Source organism: Bartonella sp. A1379B, assembly GCF_002022485.1.
Lineage (GTDB): Bacteria > Pseudomonadota > Alphaproteobacteria > Rhizobiales > Rhizobiaceae > Bartonella > Bartonella rochalimae.
The window spans coordinates 860,336-886,472 of sequence record NZ_CP019780.1 but is presented as its reverse complement, the minus strand read 5'-3'; the positions used below and the strand labels follow the sequence as shown (position 1 = coordinate 886,472).

Genomic DNA, 26,137 nt, shown 5'->3' with positions numbered 1-26,137 from the left:
AGATTGATGGTATCAGAGTCTACTATTATTCAATATTCAAATTTTACTTTTTGTAGAAAATTTTGAAGAGTATGCAAGTGCTAAAGACGAGTTTTTATTGGTAATAAAGAGCAATAGGTACATCATTGATGGTTGTTACTTGAATATCCATATCATAAATGTCTTTAAGAATTTTAGGCTGGATAATTTCTTTTGGACTCCCACAATAAATAGCTTTACCATTTTTGATTGCTACAATCAAATCTGAATAATATGAGGCAAAATTAATATCATGCATAACAAGAAGAATGGTTTTTTTTAATTCATTGGCTGTGCGGCGCAGTTGCTTCATCATTGAAACGGAATGTTTCATGTCGAGGTTGTTCAATGGTTCATCTAATAAAAAATAGTCAGTATTTTGACAAATGACCATTGCAATAAAAGCACGTTGACGTTGTCCTCCAGAAAGTTCATCTAAAAAGCGCATTTCTAAGTTTTCTAAACCAAGATATTTAATAGCACTGTCAATAAACTGTTTATCTTCATTGTTATACCGACCTTTAGAATAAGGATAGCGCCCAAAGCTTACTAAATCACGAACTGTTAGACGGACAGGTAAAGGATTATCTTGACGTAAAAGTGAAAGTTTTTTAGCTAAAATATCGTGTGGTGTCGTTTGAATATCAAAGCCATCGACATTAATTGTACCTTTAGTAATTGGCAGAAGGCGTCTAATCATCATCAAAAGAGTTGATTTTCCTGAACCATTAGGGCCAATAAGAGAAATAATTCCTCCCTCTGGTAAATGAAGGCATAAATTATCAATAACCTTCCTAGCTCCATAGGTTTTGGAAAGATGATTGATTTCAATCATTTTAATTGTCCCTTCATCAATAGAGTTAAGAAGACGATACCACCAAAAAATTCAATAATAAAACTTAGTCGTCCTCCCATATTCAAGATTTGTTCTAAAATAAATTGTCCGCTTACTAAAGAAATTATAGCTAGTAATATGGCAATGGGGACAACAACATGGTGTTTTTTTTGAGGTGAGAGTTCATAAGAAAGATTAGCGACTAATAGTCCAAAAAAAGTGACTGGCCCAACAAGTGCTGTAGAAATCGATACAAGAATAGAGATGAAAATAAGGATAGTTGTAGCACTTTTGTGATAATCAACACCAAGATTAACAGCAATTTCACGTCCAAGAGAAAGAACATCAAGTAAGTGGCATAAACGCCAACCGAGCAAGCTTACGATAAAAACAATGATTGTAGCAAAGCCAATTAATGATGTATTGAATTTATTAAAATTTGCAAACATAATATCTGTTAAATTCATCATTTGATCTGGATTCAGTTGTAATTGCATAAACATGCGTAAGCTGAAAAAAAATCCACCAAAAACAACACCGATCAATAAAGTAAGATGAAGACCTTGAATGTTTCCTGAAAATAACCAGCGAAAGAGGCTTGTTGAAAAAATAATAAGAATAATAGCTTCAAGAATTAATTGCCCTTCCTCACTGAGGAATGGTAAAGAAAGAGAGTCGAGAAAATAAAGAATAACGGTTTTGATTAAAATATAAAGCTGATCAAATCCCATGATTGAAGGTGTCAAAAGACGATTATTAACGACTGTTTGAAATAAAACAGTAGAAACAGCAATTGTATAAGCAATGAGAAGAAGAGAAACAAGTTTTGCGAAACGAAATTTCCAAGTAAAAGTAGTTATATTCCATAGCATATAAAGACTAATCATGATACACGCTATTATGGTCAGCCTTGTCAATATCATTATAGTCGCTTTTTTTCTATCCAAGACGCTGTCTCCAGTGTAAAAGCAGTATGATAAAAATAAAGCTACCAATAACACCCATTACAGTACTGATAGGAATTTCAAAATCGTGATGAAGGACCCGTCCTAAAAGATCACAGATTAATACTAATCCAGCTCCACTAATCATCACCCAAGGAGCACTATGACGCATATTGTCCCCCATGAAATTTGAGATGAGATTTGGAATAATCAATCCGATAAAAGGAATACGGCCAACTGTACAAGTGGTCAAAGCGGTAATTGATGCAACGATAAAGAGCCCAAAAAACATAACAGTACGGTAATTAAGGCCAAGATTATTGGTTAAATCTTCTCCAAGGCCAGCTACGGTGAAGCGATGAGCAGCAAAATAAGCAAGAACGCATAAGGGAAAAGACAGCCATAAAAGTTCATATTTCCCATCAATAATCATTGAAAAACTACCAAATAAATGAGCTTGAAGGGATGGAAGAAGCATTTCATGGTCAGCAATAGCATTTGTTAGGGAATTAATAACATATCCCAGCATGATTCCTATGAGTGGTACAATGAGAACAGATTTTAAAGGAATCTTGTATAATAAAAACATAAAAATCAACGTACCAATCATTGCAAAAGCTGTGGAAACGGCCATTTTTCCAAGTACAGATATGTCAGGAATAAAAATCATGACGAAAAGAATGCCGAGTGACGCGGATTCAACTGTTCCAGCTGTTGAAGGTTCAACAAAACGGTTACGTGTTAACAATTGCATAATCATTCCTGAGAGAGCAAGTGACATACCCGTCAAGAGTACTGCAATTGTTCGGGGAAGACGCGTTTGCCAAAAAAGAAGCCACGCTTTTAAGTTGCCTGATAATAAATCAGCGAGTGTCATATCAGAATAGCCAACAAAAATACTACAAGCAGAAAGTACTGCAATGATCGCTATGGCTATCCAATAATTTATCACATCAAATTCTTTAAAAAAAAATAACAGAAGCTCTTTGTATAACAGCTTCTGTTATTAAATCTTATTTTTATAACGAGCAAGCTATTTTAACTGTTTTTATTTACTTTCTGCGAAAGCTTTGCTGATTTGCTTTGTTGCTTCGTTAAGTCCAGTTAAGCCGCCACTTGCACGATACCAGCTCCAAGAATCTAGGTAAATAATCTGATTTTTTTTCCCAGCAGTTGTGCGGTGAACAAGTTCATTGTTTAACAACTCTGCTGCAGATTTTCCTTCCCGTCCAATTGCTGCATCGCGATCAATAACTAGTAACCAATCAGGATTGGTTTCAAGAATGAACTCAGGAGAAATAGGTTGACCATGTTTGTGCACAACTATCTTATCAGTTGCAGCAGCAATTCCAAAGTCAGTATGAATAATATCTATACGTGACTTTGGACCCAAAGCATTTATTTTTCCACCTGAAGTCATTAGAACGAGTCCCGTTCCTTTTCCTTGCGTATTTTTACGAACCATTGCTAAATTTTCTTTGAACGTTGCAATTTCTTGTTCTGCTTCTTTTTCTTTACCAAAAATTTTTCCAAGAATGGTAACATTCCGTTCAATATTTTGGAGAGCATTTTCATACCCTACTGTCAGATCAATTGTTGGAGCGATTTTGGATAAGTCTTGATATTTAGATTTCGTTCTTGAAGAAATAATAATAAGGTCAGGCTGGAAAGCAGCGATTTTCTCATAATTAGGTTCAAAGAAAGTACCTATTTTCTCATATTTTGCATCATCGAAATGTTGCAAATATATGGGTTTTTTTCCTTCAGGAACACCAACAACAGCATTAATGCCTAAACGATTTACATTATCGAGTGATGCAAGATCAAAAAATACAACCTTTTTGGGATTGTTAGGAACAGAAGTTGTGCCTGAAGCGTGCTCAACCGTTAGATTTGCGCACGCGGTAGTTATAAAGCTCATTATTACAGTTAAAATAGAAACTGCCCGTATTAGACGTTTAACAATCATTATTTTGTCCTTTTCTTTTAAAAACACTTTTAAGATCAAGATCCTTATATTGAATTTTTCTACATAATAAATATACAGTAAGAACACACTATGTTATCAAAATGATTTAAGATACGTACTGTTTAGTGTATAATGCAGTGCCAATCAAGAATTAAATTTATTTTGTGTTTTTCGTATTATACACACTTTTTGGGGTAGTTTGCAAAAAATTATTAAGTGAGCTGATAAAGCATATTTATAATTTTTTATTTTTTCGCAAAAATTATTCTTTTCCTTTTATCTCATATAATTTTGAGTGTGTTACGCAAAGCGAATTTGAAGCTTATTTGAAAAAAGAATGAAGGTTTATAAGATTATTTATAATTTTATTTCTTTTGTTGATTAAAGCTTATTAATATTTTCGTTCTTTTAAAAAAATGAGCGATTAAAAGAGTTTGCGATTATTAAATGCTTTGGCTTAAAAAGATGAGCGCTGTTTTTCTTTTTTAACCTAAGAGGTGATTTCGTTTCTTTTTCTATTTATCTAGAGTGTTTTATGCAGTTTAGTGCAAAGTATGGTTTATGCGAGGAGGATATTCAACGCAGTAAGAGGTCTTGTTTATTGCGTAGACGTGCAATCCATTGATTTTCGCGAATAGTTGTATTGTATATTGTAATGAGTTCATTCTTTTTAATTGTGGCTGTAACAGTTGCTTTTTCTAACAGTCCGCAAGGAATAGCTTGATGAGCACGTGCTTCTTCAACGCTCATGATCCAAGCACGGTAGCTGTAAAGACCTATAAAATCTAATTGTTCACCAGGGTGTAAATCTTTTTTAGCAATGGCACAAACCTCTGCTACTGGGTAGTGAAGTGGTGCCATATCTGTTTTTCCATATAACATAATGCGCGCGCAGGTAAGCGGAATTTCCATTGCAGTTAAGTGATAGGGACGGTGAAAGGTAAAATAAGGTCCTTGACCGATTTTTAAATCTTCCATACGTTCACGCAAACGTGGATGCGTTATTTCTGCAATGACGAAAACACCAGGGGCAACTCCTTCACCTATTGAATAATCTACAACACCGCATCTGTTTAAAATACCACCATCTTGTTTTGGAATAAGTACTTTATTTAAATCTTTGAGTGCAGCTTTAGGACCGTGCATTCCTGGGCAATCAGGAAGGAGTCCTGTTGCATTAGCAATTGCTGCCATTTCAACCATTGTTTTGGACCCATCGATAAATTCAACCAACATTCGAACATTCATGTTGCGCCGTTTGGCTTCTTCTTCGTAAGCATCAGGGGTAGCATCTAAAATGAGTGGATTATTTTTTCCTTTACCTACTGCAACAATTTTATGACCGAGTGCTGAAACAAATTCAATGAGTTCCATACAAGATGTCGGTTCATCACCGGCACCAAGTGTATAAATAAGACCTCGTTTATCTGCTTCATATTTGAGATAAGCACCAATCGTAACATCCGCTTCCACATTCATCATGACAAGATGTTTATTGTTACTAAGTGCTTTGTAACCAATTTCTGCTCCTGCTTCAGGATGTCCTGTCGCATCGACAATAATGTCAATTTGTTCATGGCGTAAAACAAGGTCTAAATCATTTGTAGCAGCAATCAGGCCTTTTTCAATAGTTTTGGTTAAAGCAGTAGTGTTTTCAACTTCACGTACATGCCCTTCTTCTCCATAGGCTAATGCAGCAGCATCAAAAATACGCGATGGTGTGCGGGTTGCAACAGCTGCGATTGTTATGCCATCTATCTGTGTAATACTCGATAATAAATCTGTTCCCATTTCACCACAACCAATTAATCCAATACGAATGGGGTTATGGGTCTCTGCATGCTGTTTTAAATCACGCGCTAAACCTGTTAGGTTTATGTTGCTGGTCATTGTTGTTTCCTATTTGAATTTTTCTTTAAGAAAACATTTTATTATTAATAAATGCGCTTATCGATGAGATATTTAGGATTTATATTGTTGATGCTCTAAACAATAGCTTTTATAAAAGCAAGAGGGAAGGCATTTAGTTTTTTATTCAGCAAAATAAGGATAGTGTTATGCAACGAAAAATAGCAGTGCAAGATATAGCCAATTTCATTGGAAAAGAAATTGGCTTATCGCAGTGGCGTCTTGTTACTCAAGATATGATTAATCAATTTGCATATGCAACCGATGACCATCAATGGATTCATGTAGATGAAGAAAAAGCGAAAAAAACGCCTTTTGGAGGCACTATTGCTCATGGTTTTTTAACATTGTCACTTTTGTCTGTGTTAGCTTATGAGGCATTGCCAGAGTTGGAAGGTGCAACAATGGGGATTAATTATGGTTTTGATAAAGTTCGTTTTATGAATCCTGTAAAAACAGGAGCACGAGTCCGTGCTCGTTTTATTTTAAATAATGCTAAAGTTCGTCCTTCTGGTCGTGTTGTTTTTCATTATGAAGTAACGATGGAGATTGAACAGTTAAAAAATCCAGCTCTTATTGCCGACTGGCTTATTATTGCTATGATTGGGGAAAATAAGTCCGCATCTGAAACTGTTTAATTTTGTTTTGTCCAATTTCTATGCAATTTGATCATCAATTTATTCGACAATTATATTGAGAATAATTAAAAAATAATCACTATCGTCATTAGTGCGGTATTGTATAGCGTTGGTAGCCATAGCTAATTGCTAGAATACCTAGACTGCCACCATCAAGATATCCAGCGAGCAAAGTAGCACTGATTAAAGAAATGACTATGATTGTAAAACCAGTAATGATACTAGTGAGTGGTACAGGGGGATAAGGATATTGTCTGATGATCTGAAAGTGGTTGGTTTCCATAGAATGGATGGCTTCAACTAAATTATGCTCGATTGTTTTAAAAGATAATTCTGCTATGCATGCATACTGTGCAGTTGTATGAAGCAACAAACCAAGCTGCGGTCCTAAAATAATGGACATAAATAAGCACTGATTGTCATGAATAATGTAAAAATAGCAGTGGGAAGCTCAACATAAAGAATGTTAAATGTAGCCAAAAACCTCACAATATTGACTCTTTTCGGTCAACTATTAAATGGCTTTTTAGAGCTACTTTATTGTGTTCAGGAAGACCTAAAAAGACGTACGATAGTTTTTCTTTGGACTGTATCAAGATTACCTATGAAAAATACGCGCTCTTAAGCTTGTTTCATTTTCAAGGAGATTAAGAAAAGTTCTTTGAACAATGTCACTGGCAATGTTGTTTAGGTAACGGCTTCTTGACCTGTTGATTTAATTTTTTGCAAATTACATAGGAAGCTGTGGCGTTACAGTTTTGGCATAGCAATAGTTGCATCTCTTTGAAGTGAGGTGAAATTTTTTGATACATTTTTCTTCTGCAATTTATCCTTGGTTAAGAACAACAGTATAGGAAGTGTGAAAGATAAAGGGAGAGAGAAAAAGAAATAATCCAATGATTGTGCATTGCAGCAGTTATTCAACTTCATACGTGTTTATCTTTCTTTTGTTTTTGTATAAAGGTTTTACAGGACAATTTTGTGTATTCGAATTATCTTGAAAAAAATTAAAAAGTATAAAAGCTTTAGAGAGTACTCAATCATTTTTATTTTAAAAATGATATTATCTTTTTATCCTCTGTTACGAAGTGCTTATCTTTGAACAAACATATCCTATTAATGGAAGAGGTTTACTCTGACTTAGGTCAATATATTTTAAATTGTGATCTTTTTTGTGGAACCAATAGTATTTTCAAAACTTCTTTAAGAACTGATGATCAGGTGATCAAATGATATTTTTGCATGCAATGATCGATAAGATCAGCATTGTTTGCAAGAGAAGAGCTCGTGTCTATAGGGTGGTGGGAGACACGTAAGAGAGCTTTTTCAATTTTCTTAAGATGTAGCAGTCTTTTGAGAAATCAAAAAATTTACCACCATTTTATTGAAACGAGACAAATTTTTGCACAGGCAAATTTGAGTTTCTAAATGCTATGGAATAGGAAAGAGAGAATGTTTAAAAAGAGTTTTTTATCAGCAACAATGATGTTGACATCTTTGATGGGAGCGGGGTTTATGTTGGCTACTTCTGATGTAGCTGCTGGAACAGTTGCTAAAATAGAAAAAGGTAAAGCAATTTTACGCGCAGGACCAGCTACAACTTATAAAGTTACGGCGGTAGTTCCTACTGGAGCGAAGGTACAAATTAATGGCTGTCTCGCTGATAAAGTATGGTGTTTACTTCAACATAATGAAACGGTTGGTTGGGCATCTGCAAATTATTTTAATGTTGACAATATTCCCGTAATTTCTTTTATGCAGATTAAAAGAAAGCCACAACCTGTTATTCAAAAGCAAATAGTACAAGAAAAACAGGTTATCTCTCATCCAAACAATACGCCTACTGCTACAGTAGCAGAGAAAAAGGTGCAAAAAAAAGATGAAACAAGTGCGACGATTAATAAGAAGCCTGTAGATATTAAGGATATTGTACCCACGGGTGTGAAAAAAACTGATGATCGAATAATTTTAAAACCTTCTGAAAATACACGTGAAATATCTATAAAACGAGTAACAGCTTATAATCCTTTATTTCCAGATAATGTCAATTTTGAAAATGCTGAACGCAATGAAACACGCTATCGTGTTATAACATATCCTACTTTATAAAAATAAAGAAAACTTTCTTGTATTTTTCTGAAGAAAAAATAAACAAAAATAGCAGCATAAAGAGAATTTTTATGCTGCTATTTCCGTTTAGATAGCTGATTTAGGTGTGATTAAATTACGAGAGATGAGAAGTTCAGCAATCTGAACTGCATTTAATGCTGCTCCTTTCCTTAAATTATCAGCAACAACCCAAAAAGCTAAGCCATTTTCGACGGTAGCATCTTCGCGAATACGGCTAATAAAAATATCATCCTCTCCTGTGCATTCATAGGGAGAGATGTAACCACCATCTTCTTGTTTATCTATAATTTGGCAACCAGGTGTATTGCGTAGGAGCGCGCGCGCTTCATGGGCACTTAATGGTTTTGCAAATTCAACATTAACAGATTCAGCATGACCAATAAAGACAGGGACTCGAACAGCAGTAGCCGTTAATTTGATCTTGGGGTCAAGAATTTTTTTTGTTTCGGCCATTATTTTCCATTCTTCTTTAGTATAGCCGTCTTCCATAAAAACATCGATATGAGGAATGATATTAAAAGCGATGCGTTTAGTAAACTTTTTTAATAAGATTGGATCAGCAACGAAAACAGCTCGTGATTGTTCAAATAGTTCATCCATTTCTTCTTTACCAGCTCCAGAGACTGATTGATAAGTGGATACAACAACGCGTTTGATGATTGCTGCATCATGGAGAGGTTTTAAAGCAACAACAAGTTGAATGGTTGAACAATTAGGATTGGCAATAATGTTACGTTTAGAAAATGCTTTAATGCTTTCTGCATTTACTTCTGGCACAATCAAGGGAACATTGATATCATAACGCCATGTGGAGGAGTTATCGATGACTACACAACCAGCAGCGCTAATCTTAGGAGCGTATTCTTTGGAAATAGTTCCTCCAGCAGACATGAGACACAAATCAGTGTCAGAAAAGTTATATGTATCAAGCGCTTTGACTTTTAAAGTTTTGTTGCCATAAGAAACACTCTGTCCTATTGAGCGTCGTGAAGCCAAAGGAACTATTTCGCTAGCTGGAAAGCAACGCTCTTCTAGAATTGTTAATATTTCACGCCCAACATTTCCCGTAGCACCAACAACTGCAACTTTAAAATTCATATTTTCACTTCTTTCTCTATTTTATAAAACAGATATGACGCTAATTTTTTTTAGGTTAAATCTAACAAAGAGGGTAAATTAGCCAAGAAATTTGCATATTTTAATTATTACTTTCTTAGGCCCAATTGTATACATACAATTATCGTGATGAGGGTACTATAGATCACTTTACTTGACAATACACTTCTTCCTTGGTTTTTTTAGAACTGGAGAGAGTTTCAATTTTTTCTGTCAAATTAATAAATATTATTTTTCATGAGGTTTTGATTGAGCAGACTGCTAATCTGTTATTGATTATCGTTTTTTCAGGCTTTTTTGTTGCATAAGGAACAGAGTTTAAGGCAACAGGTCTATTTTTGTTAGCAGGTGATGAGTAAAATTATTTTATGCATTTATCAATTGATATTCAAAGAAATAATATGAGTTTTATGGAAGCAGAGAATGAGTTTCTTTGTTGAAAAAAATTAAAGCTTTAACGTTATTAGTCAGTAGAATAGTTTTCTTAAGATTTTCTTTGGGTATGTATTTTAAAAAACTGATCGAGAGAAAATATGTTTTGATATAAAATTTGGTTTTATGAAAAGGAAAATAAAAACTATTTTTTTTCATTATGTTTTAAAGGACGCGCTTCTGAAGTAAGCATAATGGGAACACCACTACGAATAGGATAGGCGAGTTTTGCTTTTAATGAAATTAATTCTTGTGTTTTTTTATTTAAAGAGAGCGGCTCTTTTGTGAGTGGGCAGACCAGTAATTCAAGCATCTTAGGATCAGTTGTCATTTTTTTCATGTTTGAAAATCCGTTAATGTAAGAGATGATATGCCCCTGTTTGTTTCATAAGTGAACGTTCAGTTAAAGCAAGGAGAGTTTGGGCGCGACTTGCAATATCTGGCGCTTCCAGTAAAGCTTGCTTTTCTTCTGGAGTAAAGGGAATAAGAGTTGAAAGAGCATTAACGAGTACAGGTGTAGGCGTTTGTAAAATATTATTCCAATTATGTTCAATTTCATGAAGTACAAGATAATTTTCGATCGTATTGAGTAAATTTTCTCGATTAATATTCTCTGAGTTTTCATATTCTTGTAAATCTTTTATATTAAATTCAATGATGGCAATCCGATAAGGCTTTTTGCTCGCTAATTCTTTTTTTAAGGTAAAACGACAAATACCTTGTAATACGATAAGAAGTCGTCCATTTCCTGTTTCATTATAATTTGTAATACGACCAACACAGCCCATTTCATAGAGTTCTGAGGATAAATCATCTGTACTCGATGATAACGGCTGAATGATTCCTAATAGACGATTAGATGTCATAGCGTCTTCAATCATTTCAAGAGCACTTGGTTCAAAAATGTTAAGCGATAAAAAACCTCCAGGAAGCAATAATGCGCCTTCTAAAGGAAAAATGGCAATTTGTTTTGGTAAGTCATGTTCACAATTATAGTGGATATTACCAGCTTTCATGAGTGTTCTATAACCTTTATCCAATACAGTTTCGTACCTAGAATTATTATAATTTTTTATTATAAGAAAATTATATTATTATGAGCGAAACTATATCACATAATAACATAATATAAGTCATTATAATGAAAAAAACTATAATCTCTCCTTATAGAGAAAAGTAAGAGAAACAACAATATCTTGGGTTGTTTTCAGTAAGATTTTAAAGAATATGAGTTCCTCTCAAGTAAAGATTTATAAGGGTAGTTTGAAAAAACAAGGTTATTATAAAAAACTTTGAAATTTAGAGTGCTATAATCAGTTTTTTAATGACAGTGTAGAGAAGATAAGTTATAGCAAAAATATGTTGGAAAGAATGTCATTGCTTCTTTCATTCTTTGCGGGAGAGTGCAAAATGTGAACTTTCACATCTGCCGCCAAAGAGAAAAATAATCCGCAATCTTGCAGGTTTGAGACAAAGGGTAAGAAAGACAACCACAATATAGAGTGGTAAACGTGGCTTTGGAGAAATTATGGACACCGATTTGCAGACATTTGAGACATTGCCTTTAAAAAAACTTCCTTTACATAATTTACATGAAAAAGCACAAGCGAAATTTGGCGCTTTTGCTGGTTGGATGATGCCTTTAGTTTATCCTCTAGGTGTTTTGAAAGAGCATTTGCATACACGTGCTCAGGCTGGTCTTTTTGATATCTCTCATATGAAGTTAATAGCTATTGAAGGGCAAGAAGCAGCTGAATTTTTATCTTATGCACTTCCTATTGATGCATTCCTTTTAAAAAAAGGCCAATCACGCTATAATTATTTGCTGAATGAGCAAGCTGGTATTCTTGATGATCTTATTCTTACGCGTTTAGATAAATATCGTTTTATGCTGGTTGTTAATGCAGGGAATGCACAGGCTGATTTTGCCGAACTTCAAAAACGTGCAGTTGGTTTTGACTGTAAAATAGTTGCGCTTGAGAGAGTTTTGCTTGCTCTTCAAGGTCCGCAGGCTGCCTCTGTTTTGGCTGATGCAGGTTTGCTTGGTAATGAGCTTTTGTTTATGCAAGGGTTTGAGCCATACCAAGATTGGTTTGTAACACGTTCTGGTTATACAGGAGAGGACGGTTTTGAAATTGCACTTTCAGAAAGTCAGGCACGTTCATTAGTTGAAAAATTACTCGATGATTATCGTGTTGAATGGATCGGTCTTGCTGCGCGTGATAGTCTTCGACTGGAGGCGGGATTGTGTTTACATGGTAATGATATTACACCTGATACCACTCCTATTGAGGCTGCACTGACATGGGCTGTGTCCAAGAGTGTTCGGGAAAAAGCTAAGTTTTATGGGGCAGAAGCTTTTCTTAGAGCATATCAGAAAGGGCCTTCTCGTTGTCGTGTTGGTTTAAAACCACAGGGACGTCAGCCTGTACGTGCAGGTGCAGTTCTTCTAGATGATAAGGGGAAACAGATTGGAATAGTGACATCGGGTGGTTTTGGTCCTTCTTTTAATGGTCCTGTAGCAATGGGCTATGTTCCTATTGATTGGAAAATCGAAGGAACAGAAGTTTTTACTGAAGTGCGTGGCAAAAAAATCATGTTGTCTGTTCATTCGCTTCCTTTTGTTGAACAACGTTATTTTAAGGGATAATTGTTTATGTCTAAAATTTATTTTACGCAAGATCACGAATGGATAAGTGTTGAGGGACAGATCGCTACGGTTGGAATTACCAATCATGCTCAAGAGCAGTTAGGTGATTTGGTATTTGTTGATTTGCCACAGAGCGGAACACATATTTCTAAGGGAGATGCAGCTGCTGTTGTTGAGTCTGTTAAAGCGGCATCGGATGTTTATGCACCTATTGATGGAGAAGTGATTGAAGCTAATGAAGCTTTAGCAGGTGATCCTGCGTTGGTAAATCAGCAAGCCGAAAAGGAAGGTTGGTTATGGAAAATGAGGATACAGGATAAGACACAGCTTGATGAGTTATTAGATGAATCTTCTTATCGTGCATTGATTGGGTAAAATTATGCAAGAACATCGTTTTGTTTCGCGGCACATAGGGCTTCGATCTGATGAAATACAAAAAATGCTTAGGGTGTTAGCGCTTGATTCAATAGAAGCTTTAGTTTCTCAAGCTGTTCCTGAGTCTGTTCATTTGAAACGATTGCTTAATTTACCAGAAGCAGCAAATGAAGAAAAAGCTTTGGAAGAATTATCAAAGATTATGGAACGCAATAATGTCCGGAAGAGTTTTATTGGACAAGGCTATTATGGAACATTTGTACCACCTGTTATTTTGCGTAATTTTTTTGAAAATCCGGCTTGGTATACCGCTTATACACCCTATCAGGCAGAGATTAGCCAGGGCCGTTTAGAGCTTTTGTTTTATTTTCAAACATTAATAAGTGAATTGACTGGATTACCTGTTGCGGCTGCTTCACTTCTTGATGAGGCAACAGCTTTAGCTGAAGCTAATGCGGTGGCTGTCCGTTTTGCACGTGAGAAAAAAACAAAAATTTTGATTCAAGGCCTTTTACATCCTCAAACATTGAGTGTTGCGCAGACACGTGCTGAAACACAGGGCATTCACATGAGCGAAAAAGGTGAAATTTGTTCTGATACGGCCGCTGTTGTTTTACCATGGCCAGATACAAGAGGATGCTTTAATGATTATAATGAAGTTATTAAAGAGGCAAAGGAGAAGGGGGCTCTAGTTATTGTCGTTGCAGATCCTTTAGCTCTTACCCTTATGGAAGCACCAGCCAAATGGGGAGCTGATATTGTTGTTGGTTCTATGCAGCGTTATGGAGTTCCAATGGGTTTTGGTGGTCCTCATGCAGGTTATCTTGCCGTGAGTGATGCTTTAATGCGTTTAATTCCAGGGCGTATTGTTGGGCAATCGACAGATACAAAAGGGCGTACTGGTTTTCGATTAGCATTGCAAACGCGTGAACAACATATTCGACGTGATAAAGCAACATCGAATATATGTACTGCGCAGGCTTTGTTGGCTAACATGGCAGTGGCTTATGCTATTTGGCATGGTCCAAAAGGTCTACAGGAAATTGCCAAACGTGTTCACAGTTTAACATGTCGTTTTGTTGCTGGTTTAGAAGCGGTGGGTATCCATTGTGAGGGTAAATATTTTTTTGATTGTATTAGTGTTTTTGTCGAGAAGAGAGCTCAAGATATTGCAAATCAAGCAAAAATGGGTGGGCGGCTTGTGCGTGTTCTTAATGATGATTGGGTTGCAATTAATTTTGATGAATTATCAACAGAAGAAGATGCTATTGCTTTAGCACAGCTTTTTAACGCACAATTAACTGATGAAACTGCTACAAGGCTTTTTGGCAAAGAGCGTGATTCTGCTTTTCTTTCGCAGTCATTTTTTCACGCAGTGCATTCAGAAACCGACATGATGCGCTTTTTACGTCGCTTATCAGATAAGGATTTAGCACTGGATCGGGCAATGATTCCACTTGGTTCTTGTACAATGAAACTGAATGCTGCGGCTGAGTTAATACCTGTGAGTTGGCCTACAGTGGCTAATATACATCCTTTTGCACCTAAAGAGGATGCGTTGGGATATCAGGAAATGATGAACCAGTTAAATGCATGGTTATGTGAAATTACAGGGTTTGCTCAAGTTTCTTTTCAGCCTAATTCTGGTGCTCAAGGTGAATATGCTGGACTTTTGGCTATTTGGCGATATCATCAATCTCGTGGTGATCATCAGCGTAATATTTGTCTTATTCCTGCATCAGCACATGGAACTAATCCAGCTTCAGCACATATGGCAGGGATGGAAGTTGTAGTAGTGAAATGCTTAAGTGATGGTGATGTTGATATTGATGATCTTAAAGCGAAAGCACAATTGCATAAAGCTCATTTGGCAGCTTTAATGATTACTTATCCTTCAACACATGGTGTTTATGAGGAAAACATTAAGGACATTTGTGCCATTATTCATGAAAATGGTGGGCAAGTCTATTTCGATGGAGCTAATTTAAATGCACTTGTAGGCCTTGCACGTCCTGCGGATATGGGAGCGGATGTTTGTCACATGAACCTTCATAAAACATTTGCGATTCCTCATGGTGGTGGAGGTCCTGGTGTTGGCCCGATTGGCGTTGGAATGCATTTAAAACCGTTTTTACCTGGCCACGAACAAGATAAGACGACTCATGCCGTTTCAGCAGCTCCCTATGGCAGTGCTTCTATTTTAGTGATTACATGGATGTATATTCGGATGATGGGAGCTGATGGATTAAAATGTGCAACACAGATAGCAATATTAAATGCTAATTATGTTGCTGAGCGGCTCTCAAAGGCTTATTCTATTCTTTATCGGGGTAAACATGGGCGTGTTGCACATGAATGTATTGTGGATACACGGTCTCTGAAAGAGCAATATGGAATCAGTGTTGATGATATTGCAAAACGTCTTATTGATTATGGATTTCATGCTCCAACAATGTCATTTCCAGTTCCTGGAACTTTGATGATTGAGCCAACTGAATCAGAACCGAAGGCAGAAATTGATCGTCTTTGTGATGCTTTGTTATCTATTGCTGAAGAATCTAAGAAAATTGGTGAAGGCATTTGGCCGAAAGATGATAATCCATTGGTGAATGCACCGCATACATTAGCAGACACTTTAGACGATAATTGGAAACGGGCTTATTCGAGAAAAGAAGCTGCTTTTCCTGATCCTCGCTTTGATCCAGCAAATAAATATTGGCCGCCTGTTTCACGTATTGACAATGTTTCTGGTGATAGAACTTTGATTTGTTCTTGTCCACCATTGGTGAACACGGTTTAAATTTATTTTCTTATGTTTCAATTAAGCAAGTCTATATCAAGCCTGTGGAGTTGGATATAATTTATTTCGATTTTTGTTTAAGGCTGATCATGGCTATCTTAGATTCATTTTATGAGAATTCGAAGATTTAAATGTAAATACGTTTATAACGAGAACCAAGAGAAGTAAGAATTTCGTAAGGAATAGTCCCTGCATCTGCAGCAACATTTTCGACAGTTTGATGTTTTCCAATAAGTTCTACCCAATCACCACGTTTTGGTTTTTCATGCTTAAGATTGGTTGCATCAACAATAATAGAATCCATAGAGATTTGTCCAATGATGGGTAGTTTGTGTTGGTTGAAATAAACGGAACCTTTGTTAGAAAGGTTTCGTAGCCAGCCATCGGCATAACCAATAGAAATGGTGGTAAGAATGCTGGGCTTTTGAGTGATGAAACTTCCCCCATAACCCACAGGAGTTCCCGCTTCAGTGCAACGGCTTTGAATAACTTGAGCCTTAAGTTTTAAAACAGATTTAAGAGATGTGGGATGTTTTTGATGGGGATCAATTCCATAAAGTCCAATACCTGGGCGGACAAGATCAAAATAAAAGTCTGGGCCAAGAAAGATTCCTCCAGAATTAGCAAGTGAAGCTTTACAGGCAGGAAGTTGTGCAAGTGCTTTTTTCATAGCGTTTTTTTGTTCGCAATTGGATGTGTGTGTTGCATTGTCTCCATTAGCAAGGTGGCTGATAATGTATTTTATGTCTGCTATTTCGAAGAGAGTAGGATTTTGGATCAACCATTGTAGCTCTTCTTGATCGAGCCCTAGTCGATTCATATTAGTATCAATTTGAATGATTGCTGGAAATTTTTTACCATTTTTTTGACAATGCATTTGCCAGTTTTCAATTTCATTCCGAGAATTAAGAACAGGGACAATACCAGTTTGAGTCACGAATTCTTCTGCAGTAGGGGGAATACCATTCAGAAGGATAAGGGTAACATTATTTGGTAAAATAGCTTTTAATTGGAGTGCTTCTTTAAGATGGGCAATAAAAAAAGTGCGGCAACCAGCTTGATAAAGTGCAGGGGCAATTTTTTCAGCTCCTAGCCCATAGGCATCAGCTTTTACAACAGCTGAACATTCTACAGGAGCAACACGTTGGACTAAGGTTTTATAATTAGCAATAATTGCACCAATATCAATAGTTGCTATCGCAGTATAAGGTAGTATTGCATTTTCTTCATAACCAACAAACTTGTCCATTTTGTAATCCTATCTCTATATAATAAGATACAAATTCCCTTTTAATTATTATTCTTATAACTGTGCCTATGATACACAAAAACGCGAATATTATTTTTACTTTAAAATATATAAGTGGTGAAAGCAATTAGTGAAGTGAGAGATGCAATTTTGATACAATGAATGGAGTGTTATTTTCTTTGAATGATAGCTCCTACTGGAATAATGTTTTTTCATTTTAATTTTTCTTTTTGAAGCAAACAAAACCATTTATCTAAACGTCATAAGAAAAAAGAATAGATGATAAATTATTTGAGAAGGAATTTTACAATACCTTTTAGGAGACATCTACATAAGAAAGAAGTTGTAATGTTAGTGAGTGAATAAAAATATAGAAGTAATGATGGTATTGGTTTTTTGCTTTATAAATATAAAGGTAAAGATGGTGGCAATTCGGTTGAGCTTGTATTATATTTTCAGTGGACGATGATAAGAAATGAGTTGGGGAGAAAGTATAAATATCTTTTAAAACGGATTCGTAAATTAATTGTAGACTATTTTTTCGTAAGGAATATGATCCTATTAAAGGATGAAAAAAGTATGAAGTTATTGTTAATCTTCATTATTTTGAATGTATTGCTTTAGACAATTTTGAAAGACGGAAAGTTGATTTAAACAAGTAATAAAGCTGGACATTGGTGTTACTTTAATTATGCTCTTTTCAAATTGTTATCTCTTTATTGTAGAGATAAGCTAAATTAGTGTATTTAACGTTTTCATTTCAGTCTATTCTATATAAAACTGGGATAGCAGTGAAAATTTGAAACTGTCTCAATGTGTCATTGCATGAGAGGTAGATACTTAATTTACAGGTAAGAGCTAAAGTATGCTTTTCAAATTAGGCTAATAATGTAATAAAAGATATCACCATTATAAACTAAAGTGATATTCTGATTTTTATTAAATGCTTCAAAAGCAATAACATATATGGTTTTACAGATGCTTATTTAAAAGGCATTTACATAACTTCATTATACCGTATCCTACAATAAAAGATAAGAAGAGGATCTATTTTGAAATAGACGAGAGTCTATGACTTCCTGTAGCCAGCAATGAGATCAGATTTGATATCTGTGGTTCCAATGAGACGCGCTTTGTAAACTTCATAATTTTCTATAACACGCATCACATAGTTACGCGTTTCTGTATAGGGGATACGTTCGATCCAGTCGACAACGTTATCAAGAGATTGTCCTCTAGGATCACCGTAACGTTCTATCCATTCATTTGCGCGACGGAAGCCTGCATTATAGCTGATAAAAGCCAATATATAAGATCCGTTAAAATGCTCTAATTGTTCACTTAAAAAATGAGCACCTAATATAGTATTATAATTGACATCACTGCTAAATTTTTTGTGAGACCACGCAATTGAATGTTTGTTAGCTAATGCTTTTGCTGTGGTAGGTAACAATTGTAACATACCTTGGGCTCCAGCTTTTGATATAGCGACAGGATTAAATTCACTTTCTTGGCGTGCAATGGCATAGATGAGTGCCTTTTTTGTTGCAGAAAAGTTGATGGATGTTGGAATAGCCCCGATAGGATGGGAAAGAGCGCTGACGGCCTTACCTTGAACAACAGCAGTTTTACCGATTTTGAGGCTGGTATAATAGTCGCCACTTTTTTCTGACATAACAGCTAAAAGAGCTAATTCACCAGGATTGTCTATTGTTGTGCTGAGCTCTTTATAAAAAATTTTAGCGAGATTAGCATAGCCAGCAGCTTCAAGCCTTTGGATAACTTGAACACCTTTTCGTGCACTAAAACTTTGCCGCTCATTCATTGTTGGCTTAGGAAAATAAATTTCAAGTTTTTTTTCGTTAAGTCGAGAGGCTGCTAATTGACCATAATAAGTTGTACCAAAATGAGCAGCGCGCTGAAAATAATGTTGAGCATTTTTATATTCACCTAAGGCTTCTGCTGTTCGCCCCATCCAATAATAGCCACGGGATGTTGAGAGAGGAGAAGAGGAGAGTTGAGGGATATGCGTAAAGTGATGCATTGCTGTCTTGGGGCTATGAAGAAATCGAAGTGCATACCATCCCGCGTGAAACGCAGCATCAATTTTAAATGAGGGTGTTCCTCCAATATGAGCTGAAACAAGTTGATAAGCGATTTTAGGCTTGTTTAAATCAAGCATTTCACGAGAAAGAACACGTCGTTCTATCCACCATGCATCAGGGTTAATAAGATTTATCGGATCTCGTGGTGCTTGCATCATGAGTTGTGCAGCAGTTTCATATTGTCCAGTTCGTCGAAAATAACGAATTTTAGCAAATTGTAAAAGAGGATCTTTCTTCCATGATTGATCAACAGCTTTTAGTTTTTGTGCGGCTTGAGGTTCATTTTTTTCAACAGCAGCAAAAGCATTAAAGAGAGATTGGGCATGGGCTAATTTTGCAATCCGCTGAGCTGAATCAATACGATTTGCATAAAGCATAATCTTCATACGTTTCAGATGATCAGAGGGTTTTAATGCAGTGCTTGCATTTTTAAGAATAAGATCTTCTTCTTGAGCGTTGAGCTGTACTGTATGCCACCACGGTGCAATAATTTGTCGTGCACGGGTGGTTTGTCCAGTTACGATAAGGGCTTTGGCAAGTGCAGCCATTCCTTGTACAGTGAGGGGAGAATGGTGAGTAAATTTTTGAATAATCGCTTGTGTAGAATTGTTTTCATTAATGAAAGCACGTTCAGCATTGCGTTTCATTATATTCATACCTGGCCAACCTTTTAATTCATTGATGGCCCTTAATATTTCAGAGCTTGGTATATTCGTTTGATATGATGTGTTGATTGCCCATGTTAAAATATGGCGATCAAGACTGTTTTGAGGCATTGTATTGCGAAGCGCTATTGTTTTCATAATATCTTTGTTTGAAAGAGTATCTAAGCCGAATTTAAGCTGGTTATTTTTAGTAATCTTAATTTTTGTTGGGATATTATTCTTTATAGGATGATTAGCCTCAAAAGATTTTTTAAGTTTTTCTATGGTGATAGAAGAGTGAGGATGAACCAAGGGAATTGGTCCGTTTTGTGGTAGAAAAACTGTTTGTGCTGAGGCATTTGAGAGTAAAATGATAGTTGCCAATTTGAGTATAATAAAGATTGATACAAAATAGTGAACAGAGACTATATACATTGATGAAAGACCTTTAGATCTTGCTTTTTAGGTAATACTTTATAAATTTTAAAAGAGAAGCATGAACGACATGTTAACAACTTAGTTGTGTTTTTAGGAAATGTTCAGCATACAGAAATTATAAATTAATATTGTAAGATCTTTATGAAATTCAACTTGCTTCAGCCATAGAGCAAGACTATGTTATTATAATAAGGTGGTTATTAAAAATAAAATTTAATATTATCAGGAGTTTATTATGCTCAAGGGAGCACTAACTGCATTGATTACACCATTTAATGAAGATGGTGTTATTGATGAAAAGTCATTTTGCAATTTTATTGAATGGCAAATCGGACAAGGTATTCATGGTGTGAATCCCGTTGGGACAACAGGCGAGTCAGCAACTTTAAGTCATGAAGAACATAAGCGAGTTGTAGAATTATGCGTTAAACAAGTTTCTAAGCGTGTTCCTGTTGTTGCAGGGGCGGGGTCAAATAGCACGGATGAGGCTGTCGAGCTTGCACAGCATGCAGAGAAAGTAGGTGCAGATGCAGTTTTAGTAGTAACTCCTTATTATAATAAGCCTAATCAAAAGGGATTATATGCTCACTTTTCTGCTATTGCGAAAGCTATTTCTATTCCTATTGTGATTTATAATATTCCCGGGCGATCTGTTATTGATCTCACTGTAGAAACTATGAAAAATCTTTGTCAGGATTTTAAAAATATCGTTGGTATTAAGGATGCAACAGGTAAAATTGAGCGGGTAAGTGAACAACGAGAAAAATGTGGTAAGAATTTTATACAGCTTTCCGGTGATGATAAAACAGCATTAGGCTTTAATGCACATGGAGGTGTAGGGTGTATTTCAGTTGTATCTAATGTTGCTCCAAAGCTTTGTTCAGAGCTTTATACTGCTTGCCATCGTGGTGATTATAATACAGCATTAGAATTAAATGATCGTTTAATGCCCCTTAATTGTGCAATATTTATTGAACCAAATCCAGCGGGTATTAAATATGCTGCTGCAAAATTGGGAATTTGTAGGGATACTGTTCGTTTACCGATTGTTCCATTAGACAATACTACAAAGAGGATTATTGATGCTGCTTTGCAACATGCAGGTCTTCTTAAAGAATAAAATTATGTTGAAATAGCTATGAACAACAAAAAAAAGACAGCATCAATACGAAAAGTTATTGCCGATAATCGTAAAGCACGTTTCAATTTTGAAATTCTTGATACTCTTGAGGTCGGTATTGTTCTTCAAGGAACAGAGGTTAAGTCTTTACGTTCCAATCATGCCAATATTTCTGAAAGTTATGCTAGCTTTGAGAAGGGAGAGTTATGGTTGATTAATTCTCATATTCCTGAATATACGCAAGCGAATCGTTTTAATCATGATGCACGTCGTTTGCGTAAATTATTACTTTCAAAGCGTGAAATGGCGCGTTTCTTTAATGCAATTTCTCGTGAGGGTATGACGATTACTCCACTTAAACTTTATTTTAATGAACGGGGGCGTGTTAAATTGGAAATTGCTTTAGCACGTGGTAAAAAACTTCACGATAAACGTGAAACAGAAAAAAAACGAGATTGGGAGCGTGAAAAGGCACGACTTTTTAGAAAGTATGGATAATGGAAAAGAAATTTCCATATCTTCGTTAGAAAGATTTCAACATTGATTTAAATAGGTTTTTGCAGCTTCGAAGATTTGATAGAACATAGTATCTGTTAAACGGCCGGTATTAGTATTATAGCGTGAACAGTGATAGCTTGAAAAAATACGTAATCTACCAATATCACTAATTTTTCCATGACCAAAAGGGTGTGCTGAGGTTTTTGCATTTAAAGCTCGTAGAGTGGAGTTATGCGCAATGCTGCCAAGAGTAATGATGGCTTTTAGCTGAGGAAGATTTGTTAAAAGAGGTGAAAAAAAATGTCGACAAGTGTTGATTTCAGTGCCAGTGGGTTTATTCTCTGGTGGAACACAACGTACTGAATTAACAATTGCAGTATCGATGAGCTCTAGGGAATCATCTGATCTTTCTGCAAAAGTACCTTGAGCAAAACCAAACTTTTTTAACGTTGAATAAAGAAGGTGTCCAGCATAATCGCCTGTGAAAGGACGTCCAGTTCGGTTTGCTCCGCGTAATCCAGGAGCAAGTCCAACAATTAGAAGGCGTGTTGTTGCAGCCCCTTTATGAGGAAAAAATGGACTAACAGGTGCATTATGCCAATGAGGTTCTTTAATACGCCAGTCAGCGATAAAATTATTTAGGCGAGGACACAAATTACAATTTGGAGGTGGTTCTGGGCACAATGATGTTAATTTACTGTTCATGGATTGCAGGTACCAATTATATTTTATCAAAAATCTTTTAAGCTATTTTATTTGATATTCAGTCGAGTATATTTTTGTAAACAGCTTTATAATATGCATACAGAGATTTTTTCACAATATGATTAGATGAATTTGTTGCTGATTGTGTTATAGAGAGAATATGTATTGCTATGATTAGTTGTAATGTATTGACCATACATTACCAAAAGAATTTAAAGTTTTTTCTTTTTTTAAGGGGGATATGTTATTTTCTTAACTATAGAAACTTAATTTTTTGCATAGTGATGGATTAAAAAACTATATTTTTTAAAGATGCTTGTGGATTAGGTATATTTAGTTTGTCGGTGGAGGAAGGTTCGGATATTTATGCCAAATAGCCTTATAATATAGTGCTTTATAATTAATAAGTTAATTAAGGCTTTGTTCTCTGCACTTGGTTTTTCAGCTGTAATATACTACCAGTTTTCATTTATATCTGAATAAATCTTTATGGTTGTAGAAAGAAAAAATACAGCACAATGCCGTTTATATTGTAATTTTTTTGATGAATGCGCTTACTTTTTTGTGCGATCCATTTTCTTTAACTATGAATAATTACTGTGTTATTAGAATGCAATAGTTTAAGATTGTTTTATTTCCAAACGCTTATAGATCTTAGTGTTTTTATAAACCTAAATTTTTTTCAAGAGTTTTGCTATAGTGCTATAGTTGGAAAAAATAATAAGGTGTGTATTGTTTTTCTTGTTTTTTGTTTTGATTATTGTATATATTCTAACGTAATTGTTAATTTTTGAACCTTGAAGAAAGGGACATAAATGGCCCGTGTAACAGTAGAAGATTGTATTGATAAGGTTGATAATCGCTTTGAGTTGGTGCTTTTAGCTGGGCATCGGGCTCGCCAGATTTCAGAAGGTGCACAGATTACAATTGATCGTGATAATGATAAAAATCCAGTTGTTGCTTTACGTGAAATAGCAGATGAAACTTTGTCTCCTGCTGATTTGAAAGAAGATCTTATTCACTCTTTACAAAAGCATGTAGAAGTTGATGAGCCAGAAGGAACAATGGAGTTTATTTCTCACTCAGGCGAATCCAGAGATATTTTGGGCTCTTCATCAGAAGAAAACACTGGTTCATTTGATTATATGTTAGAAGAAGAGCTTTTGGCAGGTATTGAGAGCTTAGTTGTGCCAGAGAAAAGTGATGATTATTAATCATCATATTTTATTGAAAAAGTAATGCATAGATTATCATTTGGTAGATTTGTTTTTTCTTTATTCGTAGGGTATTTAATAATAATTTAATTACAAAATTTCTGAGGATATCTATATGATGCGTCAGTGTGAGCTGGTTGAGCGTGTACGGCGTTACAAGCCTGACGTAAATGCGGATTTATTAAATAAGGCCTATGTTTATGCAATGCAGAAGCACGGTCATCAAAGGCGTGCTTCAGGTGATCTTTATTTTTCTCATCCTTTAGAAGTTGCTTCTATCTTAACGGATATGTACTTAGATGAAGCAACAATTGCCGTTGCTCTTTTGCATGATACAATTGAAGATACAAATGCTACAAGAGAAGAAATTGATCAACTGTTTGGACCTGAAATTGGTAAATTAGTTGAAGGGCTTACAAAGCTTAATAAGCTTGATCTCGTATCGAAGAAAGCTGTGCAAGCAGAAAATCTTCGTAAGCTTCTTATTGCTATTTCTGATGATATTCGTGTTCTTTTGGTTAAATTAGCAGATCGTCTTCATAATATGCGTACCCTTGATGTCATGCGTGATGATAAGCGTCGGTGGATTGCTGAAGAGACAATGGATATTTATGCGCCGCTTGCTGGTCGTATGGGGATGCAAGATATGCGTGAAGAGCTAGAGGATCTTTCTTTTTTTTATTTAAATCCAGAGGGTTATCGTACTATTAATGATAGGCTTTCTGAATTATTAGTGCGCAATCGCGATTTGCTTTCCACAATTGAAAAAGAATTGACAAAACTTTTTTTGAAAAACGGTATTAAAGCCAATGTTAAAAGTCGTCAGAAAAAATCTTATTCAGTTTTTCGTAAAATGGAAAGCAAAACCTTATCTTTTGAACAATTATCTGATATCTTTGGGTTTCGTGTAATTGTTGAGAGCGTAGATGATTGTTATCGCGCTCTTGGTATTATACACACTACATGGCCGATGGTTCCTGGGCGTTTTAAGGACTATATTTCTATCCCTAAACAAAATGATTATCGTTCAATTCATACAACAATTGTTGGGCCTTCAGGGCAACGCATTGAATTACAAATTAGAACTAGTGCAATGGATAGGATTGCTGAATATGGCGTTGCGGCACATGCCATTTATAAAGATCACGGTTCTGATTATTCATCATCACGCTTATCAAGTGAGACTAATGCTTATGCATGGTTGCGTCAAACAATTCAATCTTTGGCAGATGGCCATAATCCAGAAGAGTTTCTAGAATATACAAAGCTTGAGCTTTTTCATGATCAGGTTTTCTGTTTTACGCCGAAAGGGCAGTTAATTGCATTTCCAAAAGGCGCTACACCCATTGACTTTGCTTATGCAGTACATACCGATATTGGTAATTCTTGCGTGGGAGTAAAAATCAATGGTCGTATTATGCCCATAATGACCAAATTAAAAAATGGTGATGAAGTTAATATTATATGTTCGCAGATTCAATCTCCACCAGCGGCGTGGGAATCCCTTGTTGTAACAGGTAAGGCACGTTCTGCAATTCGTCGAGCAACACGTTCAGCAATACATAAGCAATATTCAGGTTTGGGGTGTCGTATTCTTGAACGTTCATTTGAGTGTGCGGGAAAACAATTTTCACAAGATATGCTTAAGCAAATTTTACCGCGTTTGGCACGTAAGGACGTAAAAGATGTTTTAGCAGCTGTTGGACGTGGTGAGTTGGCTGCTATAGATGTAGTTAAAGCGGTTTATCCAAATCATCAAGACGATTCTGTGGTGAAAAAGCCATCGTTTAAGTTTAAGGAGAGAAGCTGGTTTAATATTGAAAATGCTCAAGGTATGATTTTAAAGATTCTTGAAAATAAAAAAGGAAAAGCTTCAAAGAAAGAGCGTCAATATAGAGTGTTACCTATTCAAGGCACAAAAGGCGACATTCCAATACAATTTTCTCCTGAAGGAGCTGTGCCAGGAGATCAAATTGTTGGTATTATGGAGCCGGGTGTGGGTGTTATTATTTATCCGATACAATCTTCGGCTTTAATGGCTTATGATGATCAGCCAGAACGGTGGATTGATGTCCGCTGGGATCTTGATTCTGAGATGAGTGAACGTTTTCCTACTCGAATCAATATTTTAGCTGTAAATAGTCCTGGTTCTTTGGCTGAGATTACTCAGATCATTTTTGTAAATGATGCCAATATTGAAAATTTATCTTTTGTTCGTAAGGGAACAGATTTTACAGAAATTATTATTGATCTTGAGATTTGGAATTTAAAACATTTAAATCGTATCTTTTCTCAGTTAAAAAGAGCGAGATCAGTGAATATGGTACATCGGGTTTATGGGTAAAGAGA

20 protein-coding genes and 1 pseudogene are annotated in these 26,137 nt (G+C 35.7%); 9 read left to right on the top strand and 12 right to left on the bottom strand.

Going from position 1 to position 26,137, the window contains the following annotated elements; genetic code table 11:
• Positions 1-94: 94 nt before the first annotated feature.
• The 5 genes from BA1379B_RS03805 to BA1379B_RS03785 form a co-directional block, all read right to left on the bottom strand.
• A complete protein-coding gene (locus BA1379B_RS03805; protein WP_078673862.1) occupies positions 95-853 on the bottom strand; it encodes an iron ABC transporter ATP-binding protein in 759 nt (252 codons plus the stop codon).
• Positions 850-1,800 (bottom strand): iron chelate uptake ABC transporter family permease subunit, encoded by a 951-nt coding sequence (locus BA1379B_RS03800; RefSeq protein WP_078673861.1) that lies wholly within the window; start codon positions 1,798-1,800, stop codon positions 850-852. Before BA1379B_RS03800 ends, BA1379B_RS03805 begins: the two co-directional genes overlap by 4 nt.
• Entirely contained in the window at positions 1,793-2,749 is a 957-nt protein-coding gene (locus BA1379B_RS03795; RefSeq protein WP_078673860.1) for an ABC transporter permease, read from the bottom strand. The genes BA1379B_RS03800 and BA1379B_RS03795 overlap by 8 nt, the downstream gene beginning before the upstream one ends.
• 96 nt (positions 2,750-2,845) lie before the next feature.
• Positions 2,846-3,766: a siderophore ABC transporter substrate-binding protein gene (locus BA1379B_RS03790; protein WP_035007179.1), complete on the bottom strand. Its 921-nt coding sequence runs from the start codon at positions 3,764-3,766 to the stop codon at positions 2,846-2,848.
• Positions 3,767-4,342: 576 nt separating this feature from the next.
• Positions 4,343-5,656 carry an NAD(P)H-dependent oxidoreductase gene (locus BA1379B_RS03785; protein ID WP_035007181.1) on the bottom strand — a complete coding sequence of 438 codons (1,314 nt, stop codon included), beginning with the start codon at positions 5,654-5,656 and terminating at the stop codon, positions 4,343-4,345.
• 167 nt (positions 5,657-5,823) lie between these two features.
• Between BA1379B_RS03785 and BA1379B_RS03780 the strand changes: the two genes are divergently transcribed.
• A complete protein-coding gene (locus BA1379B_RS03780; RefSeq protein ID WP_035007182.1) occupies positions 5,824-6,312 on the top strand; it encodes a MaoC family dehydratase in 489 nt (162 codons plus the stop codon).
• A gap of 39 nt (positions 6,313-6,351) precedes the next feature.
• Here the strand turns inward: BA1379B_RS03780 and BA1379B_RS03775 are convergent.
• Positions 6,352-6,735 (bottom strand): annotated as a pseudogene (locus BA1379B_RS03775) (ABC transporter permease subunit).
• Positions 6,736-7,764: 1,029 nt separating this feature from the next.
• Between BA1379B_RS03775 and BA1379B_RS03770 the strand changes: the two are divergent.
• Positions 7,765-8,421, top strand: a complete 657-nt coding sequence (locus tag BA1379B_RS03770) for an SH3 domain-containing protein (protein WP_078673859.1) — start codon at positions 7,765-7,767, stop codon at positions 8,419-8,421.
• Between the two features lie 87 nt (positions 8,422-8,508).
• On the opposite strand, the gene BA1379B_RS03765 is transcribed toward BA1379B_RS03770, so the two are convergent.
• The 3 genes from BA1379B_RS03765 to BA1379B_RS03755 form a co-directional block, all read right to left on the bottom strand.
• The gene (locus BA1379B_RS03765; protein ID WP_035007186.1) at positions 8,509-9,540 is read right to left on the bottom strand and encodes an aspartate-semialdehyde dehydrogenase; all 1,032 of its coding nucleotides are present in this window, start codon (positions 9,538-9,540) and stop codon (positions 8,509-8,511) included.
• 595 nt (positions 9,541-10,135) lie between these two features.
• The gene (locus BA1379B_RS03760) at positions 10,136-10,330 is read right to left on the bottom strand and encodes a Trm112 family protein (protein ID WP_035007187.1); all 195 of its coding nucleotides are present in this window, start codon (positions 10,328-10,330) and stop codon (positions 10,136-10,138) included.
• A 13-nt stretch (positions 10,331-10,343) separates the two neighbouring features.
• The gene (locus BA1379B_RS03755) at positions 10,344-11,006 is read right to left on the bottom strand and encodes an LON peptidase substrate-binding domain-containing protein (protein WP_035007190.1); all 663 of its coding nucleotides are present in this window, start codon (positions 11,004-11,006) and stop codon (positions 10,344-10,346) included.
• A 512-nt stretch (positions 11,007-11,518) separates the two neighbouring features.
• On the opposite strand from BA1379B_RS03755, the gene gcvT reads away from it, so the two are divergent.
• From gcvT to gcvP, 3 genes are read left to right on the top strand one after another with little or no spacing between them, the layout of a single operon-like run.
• Positions 11,519-12,640, top strand: a complete 1,122-nt coding sequence (gcvT, locus tag BA1379B_RS03750) for a glycine cleavage system aminomethyltransferase GcvT (protein ID WP_035007192.1) — start codon at positions 11,519-11,521, stop codon at positions 12,638-12,640.
• A gap of 6 nt (positions 12,641-12,646) precedes the next feature.
• The gene (gene gcvH, locus BA1379B_RS03745; protein ID WP_035007193.1) at positions 12,647-13,015 is read left to right on the top strand and encodes a glycine cleavage system protein GcvH; all 369 of its coding nucleotides are present in this window, start codon (positions 12,647-12,649) and stop codon (positions 13,013-13,015) included.
• A 4-nt stretch (positions 13,016-13,019) separates the two neighbouring features.
• A complete protein-coding gene (gene gcvP / locus BA1379B_RS03740; RefSeq protein WP_078673858.1) occupies positions 13,020-15,815 on the top strand; it encodes an aminomethyl-transferring glycine dehydrogenase in 2,796 nt (931 codons plus the stop codon).
• Between the two features lie 127 nt (positions 15,816-15,942).
• Here the strand turns inward: gcvP and alr are convergent, their stop codons facing one another.
• Both alr and BA1379B_RS03725 read right to left on the bottom strand, forming a co-directional pair.
• Positions 15,943-17,064, bottom strand: coding sequence for an alanine racemase (alr, locus tag BA1379B_RS03735; RefSeq protein ID WP_035007196.1), 1,122 nt, complete (start codon positions 17,062-17,064; stop codon positions 15,943-15,945).
• Positions 17,065-18,133: 1,069 nt separating this feature from the next.
• Positions 18,134-20,248: a lytic transglycosylase domain-containing protein gene (locus BA1379B_RS03725; RefSeq protein ID WP_078673857.1), complete on the bottom strand. Its 2,115-nt coding sequence runs from the start codon at positions 20,246-20,248 to the stop codon at positions 18,134-18,136.
• Positions 20,249-20,486: 238 nt separating this feature from the next.
• Between BA1379B_RS03725 and dapA the strand changes: the two genes are divergently transcribed.
• Positions 20,487-21,371 (top strand): 4-hydroxy-tetrahydrodipicolinate synthase, encoded by an 885-nt coding sequence (gene dapA, locus BA1379B_RS03720; protein ID WP_078673856.1) that lies wholly within the window; start codon positions 20,487-20,489, stop codon positions 21,369-21,371.
• A gap of 18 nt (positions 21,372-21,389) precedes the next feature.
• A complete protein-coding gene (gene smpB, locus BA1379B_RS03715) occupies positions 21,390-21,869 on the top strand; it encodes an SsrA-binding protein SmpB (protein ID WP_035007204.1) in 480 nt (159 codons plus the stop codon).
• Positions 21,870-21,905: 36 nt separating this feature from the next.
• Here smpB and BA1379B_RS03710 read toward each other — a convergent pair whose 3' ends face one another.
• The gene (locus tag BA1379B_RS03710) at positions 21,906-22,574 is read right to left on the bottom strand and encodes a uracil-DNA glycosylase (RefSeq protein ID WP_035007206.1); all 669 of its coding nucleotides are present in this window, start codon (positions 22,572-22,574) and stop codon (positions 21,906-21,908) included.
• 815 nt (positions 22,575-23,389) lie between these two features.
• On the opposite strand from BA1379B_RS03710, the gene rpoZ reads away from it, so the two are divergent.
• Together rpoZ and BA1379B_RS03700 are read left to right on the top strand one after the other, a co-directional pair.
• Complete coding sequence (gene rpoZ / locus BA1379B_RS03705) at positions 23,390-23,788, top strand: DNA-directed RNA polymerase subunit omega (RefSeq protein WP_078692398.1); 399 nt, start codon at positions 23,390-23,392, stop codon at positions 23,786-23,788.
• Between the two features lie 115 nt (positions 23,789-23,903).
• Complete coding sequence (locus tag BA1379B_RS03700; protein ID WP_078692397.1) at positions 23,904-26,132, top strand: RelA/SpoT family protein; 2,229 nt, start codon at positions 23,904-23,906, stop codon at positions 26,130-26,132.
• The last annotated feature ends 5 nt before the right edge of the window (positions 26,133-26,137 follow it).

Coding starts and splice junctions, on each gene's coding strand:
- BA1379B_RS03700 (WP_078692397.1), top strand. CDS start 23,904: ATGATGCGTCAGTGTGAGCTGGTTGAGCGTGTACGGCGTTACAAGCCT.
- smpB (WP_035007204.1), top strand. CDS start 21,390: ATGAACAACAAAAAAAAGACAGCATCAATACGAAAAGTTATTGCCGAT.
- BA1379B_RS03765 (WP_035007186.1), bottom strand. CDS start 9,540: ATGAATTTTAAAGTTGCAGTTGTTGGTGCTACGGGAAATGTTGGGCGT.
- BA1379B_RS03710 (WP_035007206.1), bottom strand. CDS start 22,574: ATGAACAGTAAATTAACATCATTGTGCCCAGAACCACCTCCAAATTGT.
- BA1379B_RS03725 (WP_078673857.1), bottom strand. CDS start 20,248: ATGTATATAGTCTCTGTTCACTATTTTGTATCAATCTTTATTATACTC.
- dapA (WP_078673856.1), top strand. CDS start 20,487: ATGCTCAAGGGAGCACTAACTGCATTGATTACACCATTTAATGAAGAT.
- alr (WP_035007196.1), bottom strand. CDS start 17,064: ATGGACAAGTTTGTTGGTTATGAAGAAAATGCAATACTACCTTATACT.
- rpoZ (WP_078692398.1), top strand. CDS start 23,390: ATGGCCCGTGTAACAGTAGAAGATTGTATTGATAAGGTTGATAATCGC.
- BA1379B_RS03790 (WP_035007179.1), bottom strand. CDS start 3,766: ATGATTGTTAAACGTCTAATACGGGCAGTTTCTATTTTAACTGTAATA.
- BA1379B_RS03780 (WP_035007182.1), top strand. CDS start 5,824: ATGCAACGAAAAATAGCAGTGCAAGATATAGCCAATTTCATTGGAAAA.
- BA1379B_RS03805 (WP_078673862.1), bottom strand. CDS start 853: ATGATTGAAATCAATCATCTTTCCAAAACCTATGGAGCTAGGAAGGTT.
- BA1379B_RS03760 (WP_035007187.1), bottom strand. CDS start 10,330: ATGAAAAAAATGACAACTGATCCTAAGATGCTTGAATTACTGGTCTGC.
- BA1379B_RS03755 (WP_035007190.1), bottom strand. CDS start 11,006: ATGAAAGCTGGTAATATCCACTATAATTGTGAACATGACTTACCAAAA.
- gcvT (WP_035007192.1), top strand. CDS start 11,519: ATGGACACCGATTTGCAGACATTTGAGACATTGCCTTTAAAAAAACTT.
- gcvH (WP_035007193.1), top strand. CDS start 12,647: ATGTCTAAAATTTATTTTACGCAAGATCACGAATGGATAAGTGTTGAG.
- BA1379B_RS03770 (WP_078673859.1), top strand. CDS start 7,765: ATGTTTAAAAAGAGTTTTTTATCAGCAACAATGATGTTGACATCTTTG.
- gcvP (WP_078673858.1), top strand. CDS start 13,020: ATGCAAGAACATCGTTTTGTTTCGCGGCACATAGGGCTTCGATCTGAT.
- BA1379B_RS03785 (WP_035007181.1), bottom strand. CDS start 5,656: ATGACCAGCAACATAAACCTAACAGGTTTAGCGCGTGATTTAAAACAG.